Source organism: Pseudomonas sp. Ma2-10 (genome assembly GCF_054330215.1).
On the sequence record NZ_JBTEYL010000023.1, the window covers coordinates 44065 to 68297 of the forward strand.

27 protein-coding genes and 3 pseudogenes are annotated in these 24233 nt (G+C 61.0%); 17 read left to right on the forward strand and 13 right to left on the reverse strand.

The window, feature by feature from the left end:
* Positions 1 to 54 precede the first annotated feature (54 nt).
* Together ACXPVS_RS22080 and ACXPVS_RS22085 are read left to right on the forward strand one after the other, a co-directional pair.
* A pseudogene (locus ACXPVS_RS22080) lies at positions 55 to 1010 on the forward strand (DUF3182 family protein).
* The gene (locus ACXPVS_RS22085; protein ID WP_458511788.1) at positions 1000 to 1758 is read left to right on the forward strand and encodes an alpha/beta hydrolase family protein; all 759 of its coding nucleotides are present in this window, start codon (positions 1000 to 1002) and stop codon (positions 1756 to 1758) included. The pseudogene ACXPVS_RS22080 and the gene ACXPVS_RS22085 overlap by 11 nt, the downstream one beginning before the upstream one ends.
* 11 nt (positions 1759 to 1769) lie before the next feature.
* Here the strand turns inward: ACXPVS_RS22085 and ACXPVS_RS22090 are convergent, their stop codons facing one another.
* The 4 genes and pseudogenes from ACXPVS_RS22090 to ACXPVS_RS22105 all read right to left on the reverse strand — a co-directional run.
* Entirely contained in the window at positions 1770 to 2759 is a 990-nt protein-coding gene (locus ACXPVS_RS22090; RefSeq protein WP_458511789.1) for a lysylphosphatidylglycerol synthase domain-containing protein, read from the reverse strand.
* Positions 2759 to 4042 (reverse strand): cardiolipin synthase ClsB, encoded by a 1284-nt coding sequence (gene clsB, locus ACXPVS_RS22095; RefSeq protein WP_458511790.1) that lies wholly within the window; start codon positions 4040 to 4042, stop codon positions 2759 to 2761. The genes ACXPVS_RS22090 and clsB overlap by 1 nt, the downstream gene beginning before the upstream one ends.
* Complete coding sequence (locus tag ACXPVS_RS22100) at positions 4039 to 4836, reverse strand: endonuclease/exonuclease/phosphatase family protein (RefSeq protein ID WP_458511791.1); 798 nt, start codon at positions 4834 to 4836, stop codon at positions 4039 to 4041. Before ACXPVS_RS22100 ends, clsB begins: the two co-directional genes overlap by 4 nt.
* A 139-nt stretch (positions 4837 to 4975) precedes the next feature.
* Positions 4976 to 5054, reverse strand: a pseudogene (locus tag ACXPVS_RS22105) (DUF72 domain-containing protein); the annotation flags it as partial.
* Between the two features lie 388 nt (positions 5055 to 5442).
* Here ACXPVS_RS22105 and ACXPVS_RS22110 point away from each other — a divergent pair.
* Together ACXPVS_RS22110 and ACXPVS_RS22115 are read left to right on the forward strand one after the other, a co-directional pair.
* Positions 5443 to 6327 (forward strand): sugar nucleotide-binding protein, encoded by an 885-nt coding sequence (locus ACXPVS_RS22110; RefSeq protein WP_458511792.1) that lies wholly within the window; start codon positions 5443 to 5445, stop codon positions 6325 to 6327.
* Entirely contained in the window at positions 6320 to 7249 is a 930-nt protein-coding gene (locus ACXPVS_RS22115; RefSeq protein WP_458511793.1) for an NAD-dependent epimerase/dehydratase family protein, read from the forward strand. The genes ACXPVS_RS22110 and ACXPVS_RS22115 overlap by 8 nt, the downstream gene beginning before the upstream one ends.
* 56 nt (positions 7250 to 7305) lie before the next feature.
* Here ACXPVS_RS22115 and ACXPVS_RS22120 read toward each other — a convergent pair whose 3' ends face one another.
* The 5 genes from ACXPVS_RS22120 to ACXPVS_RS22140 all read right to left on the reverse strand — a co-directional run bounded on the left by ACXPVS_RS22120 (position 7306) and on the right by ACXPVS_RS22140 (position 11216).
* Positions 7306 to 8004, reverse strand: coding sequence for an OmpW/AlkL family protein (locus ACXPVS_RS22120; protein WP_458511794.1), 699 nt, complete (start codon positions 8002 to 8004; stop codon positions 7306 to 7308).
* Positions 8005 to 8106: 102 nt separating this feature from the next.
* Positions 8107 to 8625, reverse strand: coding sequence for a DUF3299 domain-containing protein (locus tag ACXPVS_RS22125; protein WP_458511795.1), 519 nt, complete (start codon positions 8623 to 8625; stop codon positions 8107 to 8109).
* An 11-nt stretch (positions 8626 to 8636) separates the two neighbouring features.
* Positions 8637 to 9902: an ABC transporter permease gene (locus ACXPVS_RS22130; protein WP_458511796.1), complete on the reverse strand. Its 1266-nt coding sequence runs from the start codon at positions 9900 to 9902 to the stop codon at positions 8637 to 8639.
* Position 9903: 1 nt separating this feature from the next.
* The gene (locus ACXPVS_RS22135; RefSeq protein WP_458511797.1) at positions 9904 to 10614 is read right to left on the reverse strand and encodes an ABC transporter ATP-binding protein; all 711 of its coding nucleotides are present in this window, start codon (positions 10612 to 10614) and stop codon (positions 9904 to 9906) included.
* Positions 10615 to 10637: 23 nt separating this feature from the next.
* Positions 10638 to 11216 carry a DUF2796 domain-containing protein gene (locus ACXPVS_RS22140; RefSeq protein WP_458511798.1) on the reverse strand — a complete coding sequence of 193 codons (579 nt, stop codon included), beginning with the start codon at positions 11214 to 11216 and terminating at the stop codon, positions 10638 to 10640.
* 135 nt (positions 11217 to 11351) lie between these two features.
* Here ACXPVS_RS22140 and ACXPVS_RS22145 point away from each other — a divergent pair, with 135 nt between their 5' ends.
* A complete protein-coding gene (locus ACXPVS_RS22145) occupies positions 11352 to 11699 on the forward strand; it encodes a hypothetical protein (RefSeq protein WP_458511799.1) in 348 nt (115 codons plus the stop codon).
* Here ACXPVS_RS22145 and trxA read toward each other — a convergent pair.
* From trxA to ACXPVS_RS22160, 3 genes and pseudogenes are all read right to left on the reverse strand, one after another.
* Entirely contained in the window at positions 11696 to 12568 is an 873-nt protein-coding gene (gene trxA / locus ACXPVS_RS22150) for a thioredoxin (protein ID WP_458511800.1), read from the reverse strand. The genes ACXPVS_RS22145 and trxA overlap by 4 nt on opposite strands.
* A gap of 39 nt (positions 12569 to 12607) precedes the next feature.
* Positions 12608 to 13036 (reverse strand): annotated as a pseudogene (locus ACXPVS_RS22155) (hypothetical protein).
* Complete coding sequence (locus tag ACXPVS_RS22160; protein WP_458511801.1) at positions 13033 to 13491, reverse strand: YbaY family lipoprotein; 459 nt, start codon at positions 13489 to 13491, stop codon at positions 13033 to 13035. Before ACXPVS_RS22160 ends, ACXPVS_RS22155 begins: the two are co-directional and overlap by 4 nt.
* Positions 13492 to 13619: 128 nt before the next feature.
* Here ACXPVS_RS22160 and nrdR point away from each other — a divergent pair, with 128 nt between their 5' ends.
* From nrdR to ACXPVS_RS22220, 12 genes are all read left to right on the forward strand, one after another.
* Positions 13620 to 14084 carry a transcriptional regulator NrdR gene (nrdR, locus tag ACXPVS_RS22165; protein WP_003228656.1) on the forward strand — a complete coding sequence of 155 codons (465 nt, stop codon included), beginning with the start codon at positions 13620 to 13622 and terminating at the stop codon, positions 14082 to 14084.
* A complete protein-coding gene (gene ribD, locus ACXPVS_RS22170; RefSeq protein WP_458511802.1) occupies positions 14081 to 15214 on the forward strand; it encodes a bifunctional diaminohydroxyphosphoribosylaminopyrimidine deaminase/5-amino-6-(5-phosphoribosylamino)uracil reductase RibD in 1134 nt (377 codons plus the stop codon). The genes nrdR and ribD overlap by 4 nt, the downstream gene beginning before the upstream one ends.
* Before the next feature lie 46 nt (positions 15215 to 15260).
* Positions 15261 to 15926 (forward strand): riboflavin synthase, encoded by a 666-nt coding sequence (locus ACXPVS_RS22175; protein ID WP_458511803.1) that lies wholly within the window; start codon positions 15261 to 15263, stop codon positions 15924 to 15926.
* 16 nt (positions 15927 to 15942) lie between these two features.
* Positions 15943 to 17034, forward strand: coding sequence for a bifunctional 3,4-dihydroxy-2-butanone-4-phosphate synthase/GTP cyclohydrolase II (gene ribBA / locus ACXPVS_RS22180; RefSeq protein ID WP_458511804.1), 1092 nt, complete (start codon positions 15943 to 15945; stop codon positions 17032 to 17034).
* 91 nt (positions 17035 to 17125) lie between these two features.
* Positions 17126 to 17602 carry a 6,7-dimethyl-8-ribityllumazine synthase gene (gene ribH, locus ACXPVS_RS22185; protein ID WP_003185938.1) on the forward strand — a complete coding sequence of 159 codons (477 nt, stop codon included), beginning with the start codon at positions 17126 to 17128 and terminating at the stop codon, positions 17600 to 17602.
* The gene (gene nusB, locus ACXPVS_RS22190; protein WP_008153530.1) at positions 17599 to 18099 is read left to right on the forward strand and encodes a transcription antitermination factor NusB; all 501 of its coding nucleotides are present in this window, start codon (positions 17599 to 17601) and stop codon (positions 18097 to 18099) included. The genes ribH and nusB overlap by 4 nt, the downstream gene beginning before the upstream one ends.
* Before the next feature lie 18 nt (positions 18100 to 18117).
* On the forward strand, positions 18118 to 19083 hold the full coding sequence (gene thiL, locus ACXPVS_RS22195; protein WP_458511805.1) for a thiamine-phosphate kinase: 966 nt from the start codon (positions 18118 to 18120) through the stop codon (positions 19081 to 19083).
* On the forward strand, positions 19080 to 19583 hold the full coding sequence (locus ACXPVS_RS22200; protein ID WP_458511806.1) for a phosphatidylglycerophosphatase A family protein: 504 nt from the start codon (positions 19080 to 19082) through the stop codon (positions 19581 to 19583). Before thiL ends, ACXPVS_RS22200 begins: the two co-directional genes overlap by 4 nt.
* Positions 19584 to 19605: 22 nt before the next feature.
* The gene (locus tag ACXPVS_RS22205) at positions 19606 to 20361 is read left to right on the forward strand and encodes a substrate-binding periplasmic protein (RefSeq protein WP_458511807.1); all 756 of its coding nucleotides are present in this window, start codon (positions 19606 to 19608) and stop codon (positions 20359 to 20361) included.
* Positions 20362 to 20472: 111 nt separating this feature from the next.
* A complete protein-coding gene (gene ribA / locus ACXPVS_RS22210) occupies positions 20473 to 21090 on the forward strand; it encodes a GTP cyclohydrolase II (protein ID WP_458511808.1) in 618 nt (205 codons plus the stop codon).
* Positions 21087 to 21506, forward strand: coding sequence for an MFS transporter (locus ACXPVS_RS22215; protein WP_458511809.1), 420 nt, complete (start codon positions 21087 to 21089; stop codon positions 21504 to 21506). The genes ribA and ACXPVS_RS22215 overlap by 4 nt, the downstream gene beginning before the upstream one ends.
* Positions 21506 to 22306, forward strand: a complete 801-nt coding sequence (locus ACXPVS_RS22220; protein WP_458511810.1) for a cobalamin-binding protein — start codon at positions 21506 to 21508, stop codon at positions 22304 to 22306. Before ACXPVS_RS22215 ends, ACXPVS_RS22220 begins: the two co-directional genes overlap by 1 nt.
* A 4-nt stretch (positions 22307 to 22310) precedes the next feature.
* Here ACXPVS_RS22220 and ACXPVS_RS22225 read toward each other — a convergent pair whose 3' ends face one another.
* On the reverse strand, positions 22311 to 24194 hold the full coding sequence (locus tag ACXPVS_RS22225) for a TonB-dependent receptor domain-containing protein (protein ID WP_458511811.1): 1884 nt from the start codon (positions 24192 to 24194) through the stop codon (positions 22311 to 22313).
* Positions 24195 to 24233 lie beyond the last annotated feature (39 nt).

The window sequence follows — 24233 nt, forward strand, 5'->3', positions numbered from 1 at the left end:
GCCAGAGTTGAAACCCTTGTCGTGCAGAATCAAGCGCAGATTGAAGGGGGACGCATGACCCCAGCAAATCCCAAAAAACGGGTGGTCGCCCATTCCGTGCGCCCCGAGGCTCCGTTGCACGAAGTGGAAACCAATCGTGCGCTGGCCCGTTGGCTGGCACAGATCCTGGGGCTTAAATACGGCGGCAGTTACGACCCGGCGCTGCACAACGGTTGAGACCTTTATCTGTTGCCGGGGGATTTGTGGGGCGGTTATGTCGACCATGATTTCATCTGCACCAAAGCCATAAGCCACGGGTTGCACAACAAAAATGCTCACGCTCCGGAAGGCTGGTCACCGCTGTTTTCCGAACGCGTGCGTAGCGTGGTACTCGACGGCCTCAGTGTTTTTTCCATGGAGGATGCGCGTCGTGCGGCGGAGCATCTGCTCTACAGCGGGCCGATCCGCATCAAGCCGATTCATGCCTGCGCCGGACGCGGTCAGGAAGTGATCAAAAGCCTCGACCAGTTCGATGCCATCCTCGCCAGACCCGATGCCCACGCGCTGTTTACTGAAGGCGTGGTGCTGGAGCAGGACCTGGACCAAGTGATTACCCACAGCGTCGGTCAGCGTTTTATCGGCGACACGGTGCTGAGTTATTGCGGTGATCAATACTTGACTGATTGGCGATCCGGCAGGCGCAAGTGTTCGGCCGCGCCGCGGATGAGGCTTATCCCGGTTTCTACGCCTCGCGGCGCAACTACGACATCGCCCAAGGTATGGACAGTAACGGCAAACAGCGCAGCGGCGTGCTCGAACAGTCCTGGCGGATGGGCGGTGCCAGCAGCGCCGAAGTCGCCGCCTTGCAACGCTTCGTCAACGACCCCGGGATGCATGCGATTCGCGTGTCTTCGGTCGAGACGTACATCGACCAGCCGCTGCCGGCGGACGCCATCGAGGTGTATCGCGGGCCAGCGCAAAGCAGTGACTTTCTTCTCAAGTACGTAACGGTTAAATCCTATGACGGCTAGAAGCGAAACCATTCAGATCGACATCGACGATGAGCAGATGGTCGGGACTTTTCTCAGTCCCAAATCGAAAGTGCCCGGCGTGCTCTTTGTGCACGGTTGGGGCAGCAGTCAGGAGCGGGACCTGGAACGGGCCAAAGGCATCGCCGGTTTGGGTTGCGTGTGCCTGACGTTCGATCTGCGCGGGCATACCGGCGGGGCCGGTATTGCGCTGAGTCGAGTTACGCGCGAAGACAATCTGCGCGACCTGCTGGCGGCGTATGACCGCTTGCTCGCGCACCCGGCGCTCGATACATCGGCGATTGCCGTGGTCGGCACCAGTTATGGCGGTTATCTGGCCTCGATTCTGACGTCATTGCGTCCAGTGCGCTGGCTGGCGCTGCGGGTGCCGGCGCTGTATCGCGATGATCAATGGCATACGCCCAAACGTGACCTGGACAAGCTCGATTTACGTGATTACCGCAGTAAGTTAGTGCGCGCCGACAGCAATCGTGCGCTGTATGCCTGTTCGCAATTTACCGGGGATGTGCTGCTGGTGGAGTCCGAGACTGACGACTATGTGCCCCACTCAACCATCATGAGCTACCGCGCGGCCTGTCAGCAGACTCACTCGTTGACCCACCGGATTATCGACGGCGCCGATCACGCCTTGAGTGACCCTGTTTCGCAACAGGCGTACACCTCGATCCTGGTGGGCTGGATCACCGAGATGGTAGTGGGCGAGCGGTTGAGCATCATTGAGTCGTCGTGACATTTCGGCTGTTATTGCTTCGGTTTCTTTTTGATCCGCAACGACTTGGCCTTGGCTTCCACGATCAGGTACATCACCAGGGTAATCAGTAGCGGCAGGATGAAATAGATCGCTCGATAGGCCAGCAATCCGGCCACGAGGCTGCCTCGGGACGCTTCATGTTGCAGCAGCGCCACGAACACCGCTTCAAGCACGCCAAGCCCGGCAGGAATGTGCGTGATAACCCCGGCAATCGCGCTGATCAGCAACACCCCGAGCACCAGCGGGTAATCCAGTTTGCTTGGCAACAAGGTGAAAATCACCGCCGCCATCAGTGACCAATTCAGCGCCCCGAGGGTCAGTTGCAGCACCGCCATGCGCAGGGACGGCAGGTTGATTTCCACCCCGCGTATCGCCCATTCCCGGCGCTTGGAAAACTGACACGCTGCCAGATACCCCGCACTCACCAGCAGCAGCAACACCCCCACACCTTGCAAGGCGCCGCTGCTCAGCTTCCAGCCTGGCGGCATTCGCACCAGGCCGCTGCTGAACACTGCACCGGCAATCACCATGTAACCGAACCAATTTGTCGCGAGGCTCAACCCGAGAATTTTCGCGATGTTGCCCTTGCTCACCCCAAGTCGCGAATAAAGCCGATAACGCATGGCGATACCGCCGACCCAAGCGCTCAGATTGAGGTTGAAGGCATAGCTGATAATCCCCACGGGCAGGATCTGCTTCCAGGTCAGGTCCTGGCGAATGTAGGTACGGCCGATCAGGTCGAAGCAGGCGTAAACCAGAAAACTCACCAAGGTCAGACCGGATGCGATGATCAGCGTGCGCACCTTGAAATCTGCGAGGTTGTCGAACACTTCATCCCATTCGATGCGCTGGGCAAGCATGGTAAACAGCACGATCAGCGCCAGGAAAAACAGCATTGTCAGCGGCCGTTTCCAGCGGCTCCAGCGGGATTTGGTCGGGTTGTCGGCGTGGGTCGCCGGTTGTGTCTGCGAGTGGCTCATCAGGTGTCACTCCCGGCGGAATGGGAAAAAGGTTTCAGGCGCGGTTTATGCGCCGGCAGCCAGCCGGCCCAGGCCGGAAAGTGCCGCAGAAAGTGAAACACCAGAAAGCCGACGGTCACGTGCCAGACGCGTCCGCGCGGGGCTTTGTCGGCGGACATCGCCTTGCAATGGTTGTTGCTCAGGTCTTCGAGGCGCTCGAACAGCTGGCGGTTGAAGGCGCGATCGCGGATCAACACATTGGCTTCCAGGTTCATGGACAGGCTCAACGGATCGAGGTTGCTGGAACCGACCGTGCACCAGTCCTCATCCACCAGCGCGACTTTGCCGTGCAGCGGACGCTCGCAATATTCGTGAATCTGCACGCCGGATCTGAGCAGGTAGTCATAGGTCATGCGCGCGGCGAGTTTGGCCACCAGCATATCGGGCTGACCTTGCAGGATCAGTCGTACATCGACGCCACGGCGCGCCGCGTTGCGGATCTCACGCAGCAGGCGATAGCCCGGAAAGAAGTAGGCATTGGCAATCACCACCCGCCGCTGGGCACTGCGCAGCACCTGTCGGTAAACCTCTTCGATGTCAGTCGGATGCTCGCTGTTGTCGCGGTACACCAGGCGAACCTGGCCGTCATGATCGGTGAACGCCAGTTCCGAGCGCCGTTGCCTGCGGCGTTGCCACCAGTATTTGGCGCGAGCCGGGCGACCGCATTGCAGCAAGGCGAAGTGATGGATGTCGGCCACCACCGGGCCTTGCACTTCAACGGAGTAGTCCTGCTTGGCCTCAGGACCGAAGTCAGCCAAATGGTCGGCGGAAAAGTTGATGCCGCCGATGAACGCAATCGTGCCATCGACCACCACGATCTTGCGGTGCAGGCGTCGGAACCAGTTGGTGCGGATGCCCAGGTGTTTGGGCGCCGGGTCGAAAATCTGGATGCGTACACCGGCCTCGCTCAGGGCGGTGAGGTATCCCGTGCTCAACTCACCGCAGCCAAAGCCGTCGAGACTGGCGGTGATCCGCACGCCGCGTTGAGCGGCGGCGATCAGTACTTCCTGCAGCTCATTGCCGACTTTGTCCTCGAACACAATGAAGGTTTCCAGCAGGATTTCAGTCTTCGCCTGACGCATGGCCTCGAACACCCGAGGGAAATACGCTTCGCCGTTTTCCAGCAGGTCTACGCGGTTGTTGCCTTGCCAGCCATATTCGACGTCGATGTCGCCCGGTTCGCGGATCGGCGGGGGGGTGGACAAGTGCTCCGCGTCGGTTTTATCCATCGATGGACTGCTCATAGCTCAATCTCCACCGATAGCGGTGCGTGATCGGAAAGGTGTGACCAGGGGCGCGCGGCCAGCACTTGCGCACGACTGGCCTTGAGGTTGCGCACGTAGATGCGGTCAAGGCGCAACGCTGGCAAACGTGCTGGAAAACTGCGCGCCGGTTTACCGTGGAGTTCGGCGAAAACCTCCCGTAAGCCACTGGGCTTTAGCAGTGCGTCGGCACGCTGGCGCCAGTCGTTGAAGTCTCCGGCAACGATCACCGGGGCATCGCTGGGCAGCGTTTCGAGACGCTGGGCCAGCAATGTGAGTTGTTCGGTCCGGTGGGTTTCGCGAAGGCCAAGATGCACACAAATGGCATGCACTTCCTGGCCGTCACCGGGCAGGCGCAGCACGCAATGCAGAATGCCGCGGTTCTCGTGACCGCTGATGGAAACGTCGAGGTTGTCGTGGCGAATGATCTGAAATTTCGACAGCAGTGCATTGCCATGATCGCCCGCCGGATAGACCGCATTGCGCCCATAGGCAAACTGCGGCCACAGGGTGTCGGCGAGGAATTCGTATTGCGGCATCGCCGGCCAATTGCTGTAGCGCAGGGGGTGATGCTCGTGGGTACCGTGGATTTCCTGCAAAAACACCACGTCGGCGGACACGCTGCGCACTGCTTCGCGCAATTGCGGCAGGATGAAACGCCGGTTGAGCGCGGTGAACCCCTTGTGCGTGTTGACCGTCAGCACGGTAAAGCGGCGCACGGAGGTGATGATGGGTTGCTGCTCGTCGGTGGTGCCGACCGGTTCGGAAGTGCTCATGACCGCACTCCTGCGGCGGCCAGTTCACCGGGACGGGTGGCGAGGTCTTTATCCAGATGAACGCGCGGGTCCGGCGGTTGCTGGCCGTGGAAACAGGCCTCGACCCGATCGCCCGAGCGTTTCCGCGCCTCGGGGGAGGCGGTCGGCGCCTTTGGGTAGACGCCCCCCCGCCAGGGCGTGTAGCGCCAGCCTGAAGTACCGATGTGGATCGCCGCCATGTCGCCTCCCGTCTAATGGTCTTCGGACTGCCCCTGTCTTTTGATGACTGCGGAGCGGGCGAGAAAGTTTCGACGGGACTATGGACGGTTAAGCGACGATTGAACTTGCCGGCGGTAAAGGTCAGTACGAACAACGCCACAGCGTGCAGGGCGAAGATGATTTTCTGGGCGCTGATCGGGCCGCGTTTGCGGGCGGGGGCTTGAAGATGCAAGTACCGCTCGCGATAGCACCGGAACAGGCGCCGCCGTTCTCAGGTTTCTACACTTTACGGATGACGGTTGCGCACTAAACCCGCAAAATGCAACGATTCCGGCAACTATCGACGGCATCGCCCGCAAGCGGTGTCGATAAAACCATTGTTTCAATCAGACTGGGCCTGCTGACTCTATGCAAATGCGCCTTATGTTACTGGGTGGCGGAAATGCCCTTGGGCAGGCGCTGATTCGCCTCGGTGCGGAGGAAGACATCGGCTTCCTCGCCCCGCGCCCACCGCAAGACGGTTGGGACGCCGCGACCCTGACGCAACTGCTCGACGACACCCGTCCGGACGCGTTGATCAACCTCGCCTATTACTTCGACTGGTTTCAGGCGGAGACGGTCAGCGAACAGCGCTTGGCCGGGCAGGAGCGGGCGATCGAGCGTCTGGCCGAACTGTGCCAGCATCACAACATCGTGCTGCTGCAACCGTCGAGCTATCGCGTGTTCGATGGCTCCCGGGCGACGGCCTACAGCGAAAAAGACGAACCGGTGCCCCTGGGCCTGCGCGGTCAGGCCTTGTGGCGAATCGAACAAAGCGTGCGCGCTACCTGCCCTCAACACGTGTTGCTGCGGTTCGGCTGGCTGCTGGATGACAGCCCCGACGGCATCCTCGGGCGTTTCCTCGGCCGCGCCGAACTACCTGAAGAACTGCTGATGGCTGACGACCGTCGGGGCAATCCGACGCCGGTGGATGACGCGGCCCGGGTGATCATCTCGGTCCTCAAACAACTCGATTGCTCGGCGCCGCTGTGGGGCACCTACCATTACGCCGGGCATGAGGCGACCACGCCGCTGGCACTTGGGCAGGCGATCCTCACCGAAGCACGCGCTCTGCATCCGCTGGCCATCGAAGCGCCGACCGCCCAGGCTCACGCCGCGCGACCGGACGCCGCCGAAGAACCGCAACACGCGGTGCTGGCCTGCAAGAAAATTCTGCACACTTTCGGGATCAAGCCCCGCGCCTGGCGTGCGGCACTCCCGGGCTTACTGGATAGGTTTTATCGCCATGGCTGACGGCCCTGTTTTAATCACCGGCGGCGCCGGTTTCATCGGCTCGCACCTCACCGATGCCTTACTCGCCAAGGGCCATTCGGTGCGCATCCTCGATGACCTCTCCACCGGCAAACGCAGCAACTTGCCGCTGGACCATCCCGGCGTCGAACTGATCGTGGGCGATGTCGCCGACGCCGCGCTGGTAGCGAAGGCGATGATCGGTTGCAGCGCTGTGGCGCACCTGGCCGCGGTGGCGTCGGTGCAGGCGTCGGTGGATGATCCGGTGAAGACCCACCAGAGCAATTTCATTGGTTCGTTGAGTGTCTGCGAAGCCATGCGCCAGACGGGCGTCAAGCGGGTGCTGTACGCGTCCAGCGCAGCGGTCTACGGCAACAATGGCGAAGGCGAGTCGATCGACGAAGACACGCCCAAGTCGCCGTTGACGCCCTACGCTTCGGACAAATTGGCGAGCGAGTATTACTTCGATTTCTACCGTCGTCAGCATGGTCTGGAACCCGTGGTGTTCCGCTTCTTCAACATCTTCGGCCCGCGCCAGGATCCGTCCTCGCCGTACTCCGGGGTGATCAGCATTTTCAGCGAGCGCGCGCAGAAGGGCCTGCCGATCACGGTGTTCGGTGACGGTGAGCAGACTCGCGATTTCCTCTACGTCGAAGACCTGGTCGACTTGCTGGTGCAAGCCATCGAGAAACCGCAGGTCGAAGTCGGCGCGGTCAATGTCGGCTGGAACCAGGCCACGACCCTCAAGCAAATGCTTGAAGCCCTTGAAGCGGTGGTCGGTCAATTGCCGCCGGTGAGCTATGCCCCGGCGCGCTCCGGTGACATCCGCCACTCGCGAGCGAACAATCAGCGTTTGCTGGAGCGCTTTACCTACCCGGAGCAGACACCGATGCGTGTCGGCCTGGCGCGGTTATTGGGACGCTGAGTTTTTCACGGCCATGAAAAAGGCGCCTGTCGAGGCGCCTTTTTTGTGCGGCAATTTTAGAACTTGTAACCCAAACCAACCATGTAGATGAACGGGTCTACGTCCACATCGACCTTGGCGCGAGTGCCTTGTGCCACTGCATTGTTTTCCACCGTCGCGGTGGTGTCGATGTCGATGTAACGCACTTGGGCGTTGATCATGATGGTGTCGGTCAACATGTAGTCGGCGCCCACCTGGAACGCCATGCCCCAGGAGTTATCCGCCTTGAAGTTGCTGAAACCGTTGGCGCTGGCTTCGCTGCCAACGTGCTCGTCGTAGATCCAGGTGTAGTTGATGCCGGCGCCGACATATGGCTGGAACGCGGACTTGCCGTCCAGTGGGTAGTACACAATGCTCAGCGTCGGTGGCAGGTGTTTCAGCGTACCGAGTTTGCCGTTGGCTGCGCCCAGGGCGGTGCCTTTGATCTTCACGTCATGCTCGAACGGTGAGGCCGCCAACAGCTCGATCCCCCAGTGGCTGTTGAGCATGTAAGCGAAGTTCAGACCCAGTTGCGTGTCGCTGCTCATGGTGGCCTTGCCACCCAGATCGGCACCCTTCAGCGGACCTTGATCAACCTTGACGCTGGAGCTGTCGGCTTTCGGGTTGACGGTGATTGCACCGGCACGAACGATGATATCGCCGGCGTCGTGGGCGTAGGCTAGCGGTGCTGCGAGCGCGAGGGCAAACAGCGAAGCGCTGAGCAAAGACTTGTGCATGGAGAGCTCCAAAGGACGTTAAAAATGTTCGATGTCCAATGGTACGCAGGCGTCTGGTACGCGCTTTTGACTCAGCTCAATGAAACAGTGGGGGGGCGTCATTCACTCCGGCAGCTCATACACATAAATTTTGTCAGCCTGCATCTGATACCCGGCATCCGCCAGTTCGCTGGTCGAGGCCTTGACCTGCAATGCACCCTCAATCCAGTACGGCTGATACAACTCGTCGAGCTTCACACCCACCTCGCTTTTGACATGCACGATCTGGTTCGATGGCGGTGGCGGCACGTGGATGCAGGCGCCGAAGTAAGGCACCAGCAGAAACTCCGTGGTGCGACCTTCTTCACTCACTTCCAGCGGCACGATGTAGCCCGGCAGTCGAATGCTTTGGCCGTCGAGACTTTTCACCACCGGTGCATCAGGCAAGTCTTGCGTGGCCGCTGGCGCCGATTCGGCGGCCAACGCGCTACCCATCTGCGACAGGTCGTGCAGCGGCGTCATGTTCGGCACTTCCGGCGCTGCGTCCGGCGGGATCATTTGCGACCAGGTCAGGTCTTTCGGTTCTGCCGCCCATAGGGGCAAGGCGACCAGCATCAACAGCGCAAGCACAGCGCGGGGCATGTTCAACGTCCTCATAAACGGATCGACAGGCCATCGGCCAAGGATTGGCGATAGGCACGCCAGGCCGGCACGCTGCCCATCAGCAACGCGGCGATCAGGATGCCACCGAGCAGCGTCCATTCATATTCGCTCGGCCAGGCCAGCGGCAGGTACAAGCCGTAATTCGCCTGCACATAGCCTTGAGCCGCCGCGATGCCCACATACAGCAGCGCCACACCGGCAATCACGCCCGACAGTGCCAGGGCAAACGCCTCCAGCACCAACAAGGTCGCGATGTGCCACGGTCGGGCACCCACCGAACGCAGAATCGCCATCTCCCGACGGCGTTCGTTGAGACTGGTGAGGATCGCCGTGAGCATGCCGATCAACCCGGTCAGCACCACGAACAGCGAGACCACGAACAAAGCTTTTTCCGCCGTACTCATCAAACTCCACAGCTCTTGCAACGCCACGCCCGGCAGGATCGCCAGCATCGGTTCACCCCGGAATTCGTTGATCTCACGCTGCAGCGCGAAGGTCGAAATCTTGCTGTTGAGGCCCAGCATGAACGCGGTGATCGCCTGCGGGGTCAGGTCCATGTTACGTGCCTGGTCTGCAGTGATCCGGCCGTTGCCGCGCGCCGGCACGCCGTTGTGCCAGTCGATGTGAATCGCTTCCATGCCGCCGAGGCTGATATGCAACGTGCGGTCCACCGGGGTGCCGGTGCGTTTGAGAATACCGACCACGGAGAACGGCTTGTCGTCGTGCTTGACCAGGCTGATCACCGCCACGCCGTGGGCCAGTACCAGTTTGTCACCGAGTTTGTAGTGCAACGCGTCGGCCACTTCGGCACCGAGTACCACTTCAAACGGGTCAGTAGCGAAGGCGCGGCCGTCGGCCAGTTCCAGGTGTTGCTGATGACCGTATTGGTAATGCTCGAAGTACGCCTCGGTGGTGCCCATCACCCGGTAACCGCGATGGGAGTCGCCCAGGGACATCGGGATTGCCCACTTCACTTTCGGGTGGTGGGCAAAGTGTTCGAAGCTGTCCCAACGAATGTTATTGGTGGCGTTGCCGATGCGGAACACTGAGTACAACAACAGGTTCACCGAGCCGGAACGGGCGCCGACGATCAGGTCGGTGCCGCTGATGGTGCTGGCAAAACTGGCCCTGGCTTCGGTGCGCACCCGTTCGACGGCCAACAGCAGGCAGACCGACAGGGCAATGGCAAACGCGGTGAGGATTGCGGTGAAGCGGCGGTTAGCCAGGCTGGCCATGGCTAGACGAAACAAATACATCTCAGACCTCGGACGGGGTGGCGGCGCGATTGAGATCGGCCAGCGACAGGTGGCGATCGAACAGCGGTGCGAGGCTCTGGTCATGGCTGACAAACAACAGGCTCGACCCGGCTTCGCGACATTCGGCGAACAGCAGGCGAATGAAATTCTCGCGGGCGTCGTAATCCAGGGCCGAAGTCGGTTCGTCGGCGATGACCAGTTCCGGCTGACCGATCAACGCGCGCGCAGCGGCAACCCGTTGCTGCTGGCCGATGGACAGCGAATCGGCGCGGCGGCCGAGCAGGTTTCGATCGTTCAAACCCAGGTGGGCGAGGAGGGTGGTCGCCGCCTGATCGACGCTGCCGTGACGCTGGATCGCCCTTTGAGCGCGCACTTTGGAGAAGTGGCAGGGCAACTCAACGTTCTCGCGCACCGAGAGAAACGGCAGCAAGTTGAACTGCTGGAAGATGTAGCCGGTGTGATCGACCCGGAAATGGTCGCGGGCGCCGGCAGAGAGTTCGGTCAGTTCCTGGCCGAGCAAGCGAATGCTGCCGCGATCGGGCTTCTGCACACCGCCCAGCAGGCCTAGCAGAGTGGTCTTGCCGCTACCGCTGGGACCTTTGAGGAACAGGGTCTCGCCAGGCATAAGGCGAAACACCGGGATATCCAGCAGCGGCGGATGACCGGGCCAGCTGAAGCCCAGGTCGGACAGTTCGATGAGTGCTTGGGTCATGTGAGCCAATGTCTGTGAGAGTGTCAGAATTTCAGGGCGGCGGCCTTGGCCGTCACTTCTACACCTTGTTGGCCGCTCGAGCTGATCAGTTGTATCTGAATCTTCTGGGTCGCCGGGAAGGTGTTGAAGATGTTCGCCAGGTCCAGGGTTTTCAGTGCGCCCGGTGCCGAGCACCGGAATTGATAATGAGCGTGGATTTCGCTGTGGTCGTGGTGATGCTCATCCTTGCCTTCCGCATCGTGATCATCATCGGCATCGGGCTTGTCGCCGAACAACGGACTTTCCAGTTCCTGAGTCGCCATCACGCAACCCGCGGCTTTCGGCAGGTTGAACAGCACCAGCGGTTTCTCTAGCTGCGCACGAACGGCGGCGACTTTGGCTTTGTCGGCGTCGGAGGTGGCGGCGTGTTCGAACCCCACCAGGTTCATCGCCGGGCTTTCCAGTTCCAGCTCCAGGGTTTGACCATCCAATGCCGCGTTCAGGCGACTGACGCCATGTTCGTGGGCGCCGAGGCTGCCGTGCTCATGATCATGTTCATCGGCAGCGTGGGCGACAGCCAGCGGTAACAGGGCAAATGGCAGAGCGAGAAGCAGACGGCGCATGGCGGGTCTCCGAAAAGTAAAATGAAGAGTTTGTTATGTGATCTTATAACGTAAGCGCCGAGAGTTTGACCGCCTGCTTGGCGTTGCACAAGTCCCATGGGAGCATGCACGTCAGAAATGTGCTGGAGCAGACTTATGTTGCGTATACGCGGAAGCATCGGCGACTGGCCGGTGGATTTGACGCTGGAGATGGATGACGGTGACTGGGCACGGCTCGGCGCGCAGTTGCAGGTGGTGAAGCCAGAGGCCAGCGCCGCACCGGCAAAACCGATCAATCAGGATGATGCGCTGTGGCAGATCGCCAAAGATTTGCTGCGCAAGGCCGGGCAATTGAGCGGGCCGGATTTGCTGGATCAGTTGGAAGGGCTGACCGGCAGCGCGGCGTCGGGCAAACGCTTGCTGGTGCGTTTGCGCCACTGCTCTGATGTGAAAGTGACGAGCGGCGGGGATACGCCGCTCTACCGCTGGATCAACGCAGGTTAATAAAGCGCGGCAAACAACTTGCGGCGGTACGTGGTCACCAGCGGGTGATCACTGCCCAACAGTTCGAACACTTGCAGCAAGGTCTTGTGCGGCAAGCCTTCGTTGTAGCTGCGATTGCGCACGAACAGCTTGAGCAACGCATCCAGCGCCGCGTCGTACTGCTGACGGGCCAGTTGCTGGATCGCCAGTTGATACACCGCTTCATCGTCCTGGGGATTTTTTGCCAGGCGCGCTTTCAGGTCGGCCACATCCGGCAAATCCTTGGCCTGACCGAGGAACTGGATCTGCGCCTTGGCGCCTGCCAGGGCGGCCTTGTGCTCGTCGCTCTTGACCGCGTCGAGCACGGTTTTCGCTTCATCCAGCTCGCCACGTTCGGTGAGGCAGCGGGCGTAGAGAATCAGTGCCTTGGCATGGGTGTTGTCTTCGCCCAGCAGCACTTTGAGGGAGGCTTCAGCGTCGGCAAAGCAGTTGTCATCAAACAGCGCCTGAGCCTGTTCGAACGGGTCGGTAGCCAGCGGCGGCGGCATTTGCACGTGAGGCTCAAGCATCGTGCGCACGGCGGATTCGGGCTGTGCACCGGCAAAACCATCCACCGGCTGACCGTCCTTGAACAGCACCACCGTCGGCAGGCTGCGAATGCCGAAGCGCGAAACGATGTCCGGCTCGACGTCGCAGTTGACCTTGGCCAGCAGCAACTCGCCCTGATAGCTCTCAGCGATGGTTTGCAGCATCGGCATCAAGGCCTTGCACGGCGCACACCATTCGGCCCAGAAATCCACCAGCACCGGTTTGTGGAAAGAGTTCTCGATCACCGACTGCTCGAAATCGGCAGTCGTGGCGTCGAAGATGTACGGCGTTTCCTGACTCATGGGGGATCTCGTAAAAGCGTGAATGGGGCAACTATAAGGCTAGCCACGCTGCGCGTGGTAGCGGCTCACATGCCGAAATTCTTCGGGCTCTGCCAGATCGGGCAAGGTCATCGCTTCCAGCATCTCGATGCGCTGGTACAACGGGTGGCGAAAATCCCTCACGCGTGGGCACGCCGCAATCGCTGCAAGACCGGAGCCAGCGCCGAAATCCAGTACCCGCTTGCCTTTGACCCACTCCGGGAATTCGGCGAGGTAGCGGGCGACCGCCAGGCCACTGGCCCAGCAAAAACGCCAATAAGGCGACTCATGGAGAATTCGCCGGGTTTCTTCCGGGCTGAACGCGCGGTCCATGTTGTCGCCGTCGATCAGTCAACGCTTCAAGTCGGTATCCGGCAATTCACAGGCAACCAGTTGGGCGTCACCGAGCCGTTCGCCTAACGCCTGTTGCAGGTCAAACGGTGCAGTCATGGCGCTTTGACGAATTGCAGCTGACCCAGCACTTGTGTGGTTGGCTGGCTGATGACTTGCGACGGCAGATGCAAAATCAGCTGACCGGACTGGCTGGCACGGCCACGCAGTTCAACGCGGGCACCGACCGGGAAGGATTCCGGGTTGAAGCGCAGGTGAAACGGCAGAACCTGATGGGTGCCGATCAGGCTGGAACTGGCCAGTAATCGTTGCGGACGGTCCTTGTCATCGATCACCAGCAGCGCCAGTTCGACTTCGGCACCGGCCGGCACGCCTTGCAGGGTGCCGCTCAATTCACGCTGATAAGCGGGCAGCGGGCCGAGATTGGCCGACTCCTTGGCTTTCTTCTGTGCCTGTTGTGGCGCGGGGCCCGGCGTCGGCGGCTGGGGGGCATCGCTGCTGCAGGCCACCAGCAGGCTGAAAAGACTAAGCAAAACGAGCGGTCTGAGGGACATTTTCGGCTCCAGCAAGGTGAAATCCATGGATCTAGCTCTATAGCCCGTCTGTATACCGCAAACCCTATGGCTTGTCTTGCCACGGGGATGCGCTACCATGGCCCTCCCTTTTTTTGTTGCCTGCCACCATGCACTGTCCCTTCTGCGGTGCCAACGACACCAAGGTCATCGACTCGCGTCTGGTCGCCGAGGGCGAACAGGTACGCCGCCGGCGTGAATGCCTGGCCTGCGGCGAGCGTTTCACGACGTTCGAGACGGCCGAACTGGTGTTGCCGCGCCTGATCAAAACTGACGGCAGCCGCCAGCCGTTCGACGAAGAAAAACTCCGCGCCGGCATGCAGCGTGCGCTGGAGAAGCGCCCGGTGAGTGTCGAGCGCCTGGAATCGTCGTTGGTGCACATCAAACACAAACTGCGCGCCACTGGTGAGCGAGAGGTTAAGTCCCTTGTCGTCGGTGAACTGGTGATGGCCGAGCTGCAAAAGCTCGACGAAGTCGCCTACATTCGTTTCGCCTCCGTGTATCGGCGCTTCCAGGACCTGAACGAGTTCCGCGAAGAGATCGATCGCCTGGCCCGTGAGCCGGTGAAAGAATGACCACCTCTGCCGAACAAGCCATCCTCGACGCCCATTACATGGCCCGTGCCCTGGAACTGGCGCGCAAAGGTCATTACACGACACACCCCAACCCTCGGGTGGGCTGCGTGATCGTGCGGGACGGGCAAATTGTCGGCGAAGGCTGGCACGTGCGCACCGGCGAACCCCACGCCGAAGTCCACGCCCTGCGCGCCGCCGGCGATAAGGCCCGAGGCGCCACCGCTTACGTAACCCTCGAACCGTGCAGTCACCATGGGCGTACGCCGCCCTGCGCCGATGCGCTGGTACATGCGGGTGTGGCTCGGGTAGTCGCGGCGATGCAAGACCCGAACCCGTCGGTTGCTGGTCGTGGCATGCAGCGGCTGACCCAGGCCGGCATCGCTACCGAAAGCGGTGTGCTGGAAGGCGACGCGCGCAAGCTCAATGAAGGTTTCCTCAAGCGCATGGAGCACGGCTTGCCGTTCGTGCGGGTCAAGTTGGCCATGAGCCTCGACGGTCGCACGGCGATGGAAAGCGGCGAAAGCCAATGGATCACCGGTCCTGCGGCGCGTTCTGCGGTACAGCGCCTGCGCGCGCAGGCCAGCGTAGTGTTGACCGGCGCCGACACGGTGCTGGCAGATAATGCCCGTTTGACCGTGCGTGCCGATGAGCTGGGCCTGGATCCTGAGCAAACGGCCCTGGCCATGAGCCGTCCGCCGCTTCGCGTGCTGATTGACGGCCGCCTGCGCGTGCCGCTGGACGCGCCGTTCTTCAAGGCCGGGCCTGCATTGGTCGCCACGTGCATGGCGATCGAGGAGCAATACGCCAACGGTCCGGAATGCCTGATCGTCGCGGGCGAGGATGGCTTGGTCGACCTGCGTAAATTGCTGGTCGAACTGGCCGCCCGTGGGGTCAACGAGGTGTTGGTCGAAGCGGGACCGCGTCTCGCCGGGGCTTTCGCTCAGCAAGGGCTGGTGGACGAGTTTCAAATTTTCATTGCTGGCAAGTTTTTAGGTTCGTCTGCGCGCCCGTTGCTGGATTGGCCGCTCGCGCAAATGAAGGATGCGCCTGAACTCAACATCACCGAAATTCGCGCGGTTGGCGATGATTGGCGAGTCATCGCCATTCCTTCGCCAGCGGCGAGCGTATAATTGCGGGCCTGCGCCATGCGACGGCCCTGTTCTCGAGGAGGACTCCATGTTTACCGGCATCATTGAATCCATCGGCAGTATTCGTTCATTGACCCCAAAAGGCGGAGATGTGCGGGTACACGTAGAAACCGGCAAGCTCGACTTGAGCGACGTCAAACTGGGTGACAGCATCGCGGTCAACGGCGTGTGCCTGACAGCGGTTGAATTGCCAGGCAACGGCTTTGCGGCGGACGTCAGTCGCGAAACCCTCGACTGCACCGCCATGAATGATCTGAAAAGCGGCAGCCCGGTCAACCTGGAAAAAGCCCTGACGCCGACCACTCGACTCGGTGGGCATCTGGTCAGCGGCCACGTCGATGGCGTGGGCGAAGTGGTTGCCCGTACCGAGAATGCTCGCGCTGTGGAATTCCGTATCCGCGCGCCGAAAGACCTCGCCAAGTACATCGCCCATAAAGGCTCGATCACCGTCGACGGCACCAGCCTGACCGTGAATGCGGTCGATGGCGCCGAGTTCCTGCTGACGATCATTCCGCACACGCTGAGCGAAACCATCATGGCGTCTTACCAGCCAGGTCGCCGGGTGAATCTTGAAGTGGACTTGCTGGCACGTTATCTGGAACGCCTGCTGTTAGGCGATAAGGCCGCAGAGCCATCAAAATCCGGAAACATCACCGAAAGCTTTCTGGCCCAAAACGGCTACCTCAAATCCTGACCCAAGGGGGTGCCTTGTGGCGCTCAATAGCATCGAAGAACTGGTTGAAGACATCCGCCAAGGCAAGATGGTCATCCTCATGGATGACGAAGACCGCGAGAACGAAGGCGACCTGATCATGGCCGCCGAGTGCTGCCAGCCTGAACACATCAACTTCATGGCCAAGCACGCCCGTGGGCTGATCTGCATGCCGATGAGCCGCGAGCGCTGCGAACTGCTGAAGCTGCCCTTGATGGCGCCGCGCAACGGTTCCGGCTTCGGCACCAAGTTCACCGTGTCCATCGAAGCAGCCACCGGCGTGACCACCGGCATTTCTGCCGCCGACCGTGCGCGTACCGTGCAGGCCGCGGCCGCAAAAGACGCCAAGGCTGAAGACATCGTCAGCCCCGGCCACATCTTCCCGCTGATGGCCCAGGCCGGCGGCACCCTCGCTCGTGCCGGCCACACCGAAGCGGCGTGCGACCTGGCGCGCATGGCCGGTTTCGAACCGAGCGGCGTGATCTGCGAAGTGATGAACGACGACGGCACCATGTCCCGCCGCGCGGAACTGGAAGCGTTTGCTGGCGAACACAACATCAAGATCGGCACCATCGCCGACCTGATTCACTACCGGATGATCCACGAGCGTACCGTTCAGCGGATTGCCGAGCAGCCGCTGGACAGCGAGTTGGGCCAATTCAACCTGGTGACCTATCGTGATTCCGTGGAAGGCGACGTGCACATGGCCCTGACCCTGGGCACCGTGTGCGCCGAAGAGCCGACCCTGGTTCGGGTGCACAACATGGACCCACTGCGCGACCTGTTGATGGTCAAGCAGCCTGGCCGCTGGAGCCTGCGCGCCGCGATGGCCGCGGTTGCCGAGGCTGGCAGTGGCGTGGTGCTGTTGCTCGGTCACCCGCTCGATGGCGATGTGTTGCTGGCGCATATCCGCGAAACCGCAGAGCACGTTCCCGCGAAAAAACCGAACACCTACAGCATCGTCGGTGCCGGTTCGCAGATCCTTCGGGACCTGGGCGTACGTAAAATGCGCCTGATGAGTGCGCCGATGAAATTTAATGCGATATCCGGTTTCGATCTGGAAGTTGTAGAATACGTGCCCTCCGAATAATGACCGGTTGTTTCCAGTCCTTGATTCGCGGTTAACACATCACTGAGGGACGCGTAGAAAACGCGTCCCGGCTCTTTAAGAGATCTAACGAATGACCCTGAAGACCATCGAAGGTACCTTCATCGCCCCTAAAGGCCGCTACGCTTTGGTAGTAGGCCGTTTCAACAGCTTCGTCGTTGAAAGCCTGGTCAGCGGTGCAGTTGATGCCCTGGTTCGCCACGGCGTGAGCGAAAGCGACATCACCATCATCCGCGCGCCTGGCGCCTTCGAAATTCCGCTGGTTGCACAGAAAGTCGCTCAGAAGGGCGAATACGCGGCAATCATCGCCCTGGGCGCGGTCATTCGTGGCGGTACTCCGCACTTCGAATACGTGGCTGGCGAATGCACCAAGGGCTTGGCCCAGGTGTCCATGGAGTTCGGCGTTCCAGTCGCATTTGGCGTGCTGACCGTTGATTCCATCGAGCAAGCTATCGAACGTTCCGGCACCAAGGCCGGTAACAAAGGTGCTGAAGCTGCCCTGTCCGCTCTGGAAATGGTCAGCCTGCTGGCGCAGTTGGAGGCCAAGTGATTAGCGACGAAAGCGATCGTTTCAACCCGCGCGATCCAAAGCCTGCGGATGCCGGCAAGCCATCGAAAAGCGTCAAGCGTCGCGAAGCCCGTCAGCTTGCGACCCAAGCGCTGTACCAATGGCACATGGCCAAGCAATCTTTGAACGAGATCGAAGCGCAGTTTCGGGTCGATAACGATTTCAGCGATGTCGATGCCGCTTACTTTCATGACATCCTGCACGGCGTTCCGGCTCACAAGCCTGAGATCGACGCTGCACTGACGCCGTGCCTGGACATCACCATCGAAGAACTGGACCCGGTTGAACTGGCCGTTCTGCGTCTGTCGACCTGGGAACTGCTCAAGCGCGTCGACGTGCCGTACCGCGTTGTGATCAACGAAGGTATCGAGCTGGCAAAAGTATTCGGTTCCACCGACGGCCACAAGTTCGTCAACGGTGTACTCGACAAGCTGGCCCCGCGTCTGCGTGAAGCTGAAGTGAAGGCGTTCAAGCGCTAACCCGCGCTTGAATTTGCGATGGGTGAGTTTGAGCTGATCCGTAACTTCTTCGCCGCCGCGCCTTGTGCGCAGGGCGGCGAAGGCGTTGCCCTCGGGATCGGCGACGATTGCGCCTTGCTGGCTGTTCCCCCCGGGGAGCAGTTGGCGATTTCCACCGACACACTCGTTGCGGGTGTGCATTTCGCAGATCCTTGCGACCCGTTCCTGCTCGGTCAGCGCTCGCTGGCCGTGGCCGTCAGCGATCTGGCTGCCATGGGCGCCACTCCCGTTGCCTTTACCCTTGCCCTGACGTTGCCGACGGTGGCCGCCGATTGGCTGGACGCCTACGCCCGTGGTTTGAACATCATGGCGCGGCGCTGTGGTGTGGCGCTGGTGGGCGGTGATACCACCCGTGGACCATTGAGCCTGACGATGACCGTGTTCGGTCGTGTGCCGACAGGGTTGGCATTGACCCGCAGCGGTGCGCAGCCAGGCGATTTGCTGTGCGTTGGCGGTGAGCTTGGCAACGCGGCGGGGGCATTGTCGCTGGTGCTCGGTCAGCGGACGGCTGAAGCTGCCATCGCCGATCCGCTGCTGGCGCATTACTGGTCGCCGCAGCCGCAACTCGCGTTGGGCCAGGCGCTACGCGGTAAAGCCACCTCGGCGCTGGACATCTCCGACGGCCTGCTCGCGGATTGCGGGCACATCGCTCTTGCGTCGAAGGTCGGCATTCAGGTTGAACGGGACACGCTGCCATTGACGAACGCTTTAGTGGCCTTCCTCGGTCAATCGGGTGCAGAAGTCGCGGCCCTGAGCGGCGGTGATGATTACGTACTGGCCTTTACCTTGCCGTCCGTCGAATTGCCGCCATTGTTGCGCGACGGTTGGCCGGTCCATGTGGTCGGGCGTGTTGTGACGGGGCAGGGCGTGATGCTGCTGGACGCCGACGGTCAAGACATCACCCCGCAAAGCCGGGGCTATCAACATTTTCGGGAGACACCGTGACAGATCGTCCGAAACAGGTCCCGGCGGAATTTGTACCGCCCTCGGTCTGGCGCAATCCGTGGCATTTCCTGGCGTTCGGCTTCGGCTCGGGCACCTTGCCAAAAGCACCGGGCACCTGGGGTTCGTTAGTTGCGCTACCCTTCATCCCGTTGTGGCAGATGCTGCCTGATTGGGGCTACTGGTTGATGCTGGGCATCACCATGCTGTTTGGCTTCTGGCTGTGCGGCAAGGTCGCCGACGACTTGCGAGTGCACGACCACGAAGGCATCGTCTGGGATGAAATGGTCGGGATGTGGATCACCTTGTGGCTGGTGCCGGAAGGTTGGTACTGGCTGCTGGCGGGTTTTTTGATGTTCCGCTTCTTCGACATCCTCAAGCCGTGGCCTATTAGCTGGATCGACCGCCATGTGCATGGCGGCGTCGGGATCATGCTCGATGATGTATTGGCCGGGGTATTTGCGTGGTTGGCGATGCAGGGGCTGGTATGGATGTTTGCCTGACGGGTAAAACAGGGGACTAGGGATGGCTCGACGCTGGTTAGCTCTGACGATTTTCGCGATGTTTTGCTCGCTCACCGAGGCGAGTGACGGAGGTACAACGCCGTCAGTAATTCATCTGGCCAGCGAAGACTGGGAAGACTACACCGCCGCCGATGGCCACGGTCTGGGCTGGGACGTGTTGCGGGAAGTCTTCGAGCCGGCGGGGGTCAAGCTGGACATCCGCAGCGAACCCTACGTCCGCTCCATAGGCCTGGCCCAGCGCGGTGAAGTGGATGCCTGTGTCGGCTCCTATCTTGATGAGTCCAGCGACCTGCTCTATCCGCGCTGGAACTTCGATACCGATCACATCTATGCCCTAGGGCTGGCCAGCAACCCCGCGCCGACCCCGCAAACCCTGGGCAACTATCGACTGGCCTGGGTCCGCGGCTACGATTTTCAGGATTACCTGCCCAACGTACGGCGCTATAACGAAGTCATGCGGCGTACCGGGATTTTGTCGATGTTGACCCGCAACCGCGCCGACTTTTACATCGACGCGCAGACCGAGGTCGACTATGTGCTCAGGTGGGCCAAGGATCCGTCGCAATTCCGTCGCACCCACATCGCAGAGTTGCCGCTGTATCTGTGCTTTGCCAAGACCCCCAAGGCCCAGGCACTGATGGTGCTGTTCGATCGGCGCATGGCGCAACTGGTGAAAGGCGGCCGGCTGAAACCGATCTTCGAGCGCTGGAAACAACCCTATCCGTTTGACGGCCGCGGTAAGCCCGCAGGTCAGTGATCTAACTTTTTGATCGTTATGCCCCATAATTCAGCCTAAGCGTGTGTCGGAACGTGCTGTTACAATGCCGCCTCTGCGAATCTCCAGTACTTATTGATCAGGAGCACACCGGTGCCTGTCGTTTTTGTCGCCGCTTCCAAGCTGCCAACGCCTTTTGCGCAATTCACCATGCACGGCTTTCTCGATGAAGAAAACGGGCGCGAGCACGTTGTGCTAAGCCTGGGTGAGTTCGTCGACGGTGCCCCGGTACTCGGCCGGTTGCATTCCGAATGCCTGACGGGCGATGCGTTGTTCAGCCAGCGTTGCGACTGCGGCTCGCAACTCGAGGCCGCCTTGCAGGCCATCGCCCGTGAAGGCCGTGGCGTGTTGCTGTACTTGCGTCAGGAGGGCCGTGGCATTGGCCTGCTGAACAAAATCCGCGCCTATGAATTGCAGGATGGCGGCGCCGACACCGTTGAAGCCAACGAGCGCCTGGGCTTTGCCGCCGATCAACGTGACTACGCCATGTGCCTGCCGATGCTGGAGCACCTGGGCGTGAAATCCCTGCGTCTGATGACCAATAACCCGCGCAAGGTCAAAGCCTTGACCGACATGGGCATCGAGGTCGCCGAGCGCGTGCCGCTGCACACCGGCCATAATCCGCATAACAAACTGTACCTGGCCACCAAGGCCAGCAAGCTCGACCACATGATGGGTAACGAGCACCAGGGCGAGGCAGACCGGGCGTGACCCGCGGTCAGGTTCGGCGGCGACTGTCCGTCAATTGGTGGCAGTACCTGGCGCTGGCCTTGGTGCCTCTGTTGGTGATCAACAGCGTATTTGGCCAGAGCGAGGCGATCCTGCCGGTGCTGGCGATGCCGTTGTTCATCGCCGGTGTGGCATCGATGTTTGTCAGCCTGAAATTCTTCGGCGGCTACAAACACGCGTTGATCGCCACTCAAAAAGCCCTCGATACCCCTGAAGAACCTGCTGCCTGGATCGCCCTGGCTGCCAAGCGTCGCGCGGCGTTCCTGGTTGCCGGCCTGCCGTCCTGGATCGGCGCGCTGGCGGTATTCGTCGGCCTCGAAGCCGTGCCGTTGGTGCTGCTGTCGTTGTCGACCCTGGTGCTGTTTTACCTCTACCGTATTCCGCGTCAACTCGGCTGATGCGACCCCTCTGGCTGGCGGTTTTGCTACTGGCCGTCAGCGGCCCGGTGGCGGCGGTCGAACGGGTTGTCAGCCTCGCGCCATCGCTCTCTGAAATCGTTGTTGAGTTGGGTTCAGCCGACCTGCTGGTGGGCGTGCTGGATGCCGGTGAGCGTCCTGCCGAGCTCAAAGACCTTCCTTCGGTTGGCCGCTATGGTCAGTTGGACATGGAGCAGTTGCTCAGTCTCCAGCCCGATTTGCTGTTGCTCTGGCCCGGCAGCGTTGGCCCGGCCCAGCGTGAACAGCTCAAGCGGTTAAACCTCCCGACCTACGTTGCTGAACCCCACAACCTCGGACAACTCACTTCGCACATTGAGGCGATTGCCTCACAGCTCGGCCGTGCGGAGCGTGGCATTTCATTGGCTGAAAATTTGCGTCAGCGCCTGGATTCGTTGCGCCAGCGGTATCGTCGGGATGTGCCATTGCGGGTGTTTTATCAGGTCTGGGATCGGCCGCTGTACACCGTTGGTGGCGGGCAGATCATCAGCGATGCGCTTGAAGTGTGCGGAGCGCGCAATGTGTTTGCCGACCTGACACTGCCGGCGCCGCAGGTCAGTATTGAAGCGGTATTGCAGCGCAATCCAGAAGTGATTCTGGCCAGTGATCAGGCGCAACTCGATGCGTGGAAAACCTGGCCGCAGGTTGCCGCAGTGGCGCAGGGGCAATTGCTGTTGGTGACCGATAAAGGGCTGGAACGGCCGAGCGGGCAGATGATCGAAGCGACGGCCAAGTTGTGCCAGTTGATCGCGCCCGACCGCTAACCGCTCAGAGCTCCGGCGTCCAGGTCACCCCAAACATCCACGCCCGACCTTCCTCTCGATACCCATACTGACTGCCGTCATGGCTGTACAGCGCGCGGCTGTAACCTTTGTCCAGCAGGTTATCGACCTTCAGATCCAGCTTGATCTCACGGTTCAACGCCCAACTGCTGCGCAACCCCAGCAACGCATACCCGCCCAACGGCTGCTGATTGTTCTCATCGTCATAGCTGCTGCTCACTGCTTGCCAGCTGGCACCGAGCCCTAGCCGGTCGAACTGCCGATCCAGATCCAGGCTCAAGGTCCTCCGCGCGCGGCGAGCCAGGGTGTGGCCGCTGTCGCGATCGCGCGGGTCGATGAACGCCACGCCGAGGTTGCTCTGCCAGCCGAACAGTTGCTGTTTCAATGCCGCTTCGAACCCGTTGATCCGTGCCGAGGCGACGTTCTGGGGCCGTGAGTTGCTGCCGAAAATGATCGCGTCTTCCAGGTCCGTACGGTAAAGCGAAGCTTCCAGGCGAGCGGTGTCGGTCAGTTGACTGCGCCATTGCAGCTCATAGCTTTTCGAGGTCTCGGGTTTCAGATCCGGATTACTGAAATCGGGGTAATACAGATCATTGAACGTCGGCGCGCGGAAACCTTCGCTGTAGGTCAGCAGCACATCGTTGTCCGGATTCAGCGGCAGGGTGAAGGTGCCGCTCCAGCTGTTCTGGCCGCCGAACTGTTGGTTCTGGTCCCGGCGCAGGCCCAGTTCGGTGGAGAAACTGTCCGCCTGGTAATGATGCTGAATGAACGCCGCACGGTTCCAGCGGCTGCCCTCGTCGAATGGCGTGCTGCTGTTGATCCGGTCCTGGTACCAGTCGCCGCCGAGGATCAGGCTGTTGCGCTCGTCGAGGGTCAGGTCGTTCTGCCAGTTCACCGAGTCGCGATACGTGTTGAACACACTGCGTTCAGCGCTGAGCTTGTCGAGCGTCTTCTCGCGGTTTTCGCTGTGGCCGAACTCGACGCGGGTTTTCCACAGGTCATTGATCCGCGCATCGACGTAGCTGCTGACGCTGCTCACCGCAAAGTCGCTGTAGGGCTGTTGCTGGACTGACGCGAACGTGTCCATGTCGAAGCGGCCGAACGGATTGTCGAACTCACTTTTGCCACGGTTATCCAGCAGGTTGGCGCCGATCTCGACGTCATCGGTGAGGGCGTGACTCAGGCTCAAGCTCATCGATTGGTTGCGGTATTCGTCATGATCGCCGTCGCTTGGATACGACTCGTGAGTGCGATTGATTCCGGCGGTTTCATCGAGGCTGGCGCCGAGGTTGAAGCGGGTCTGCTCGTCGCCGCCGGACAACCCGAGGCTGCGTTCCCAGGTCTGATTGCTGCCAAAGCCCACGTGCATTCGCGGTTGCAGGCCTTGCTCGCCGCCGCGACGCGTGAAGATTTGGATCACCCCGCCAATCGCATCGCTGCCATAAATCACCGAGCGGGAGCCGCGCAACACTTCCACGCGCTCGACCTGTTCGAGGTTGATGTGTTGCAGGTTGCTGTCGCCCGAGGTGGCGTTGCCGATGCGCTGACCGTCGACCAGCACCAGGCTCTGGGCCGACGTGGTGCCGCGAATGTAAATCCCCGGCAAGCTGCCGCGCCCACCGGTTTGCCCGACCTGCACGCCCGGTACACGACGTAGCAAGTCAGGGACGCTGCTCGGTTGCAGGCGAGCAATGTCTTCGCGGGTGAACACGGTGTTAGCGGCGCTGGCGTCATTGCGCGCTTCGACCTGGCGGTTGGCGCTGATCAGCACGTCGGGAAGCTTCAGGGCCTGATCGCGTTCGAAGGTGTCGGCCAGCAGTTGGCCGGCTGGCAGCAGGGTCAGCGTCAGGGCGAGACGGGAGAGTTTCATCGGTATTCCGTGGCGGGGGTGACGCACGGCGCACAGGCG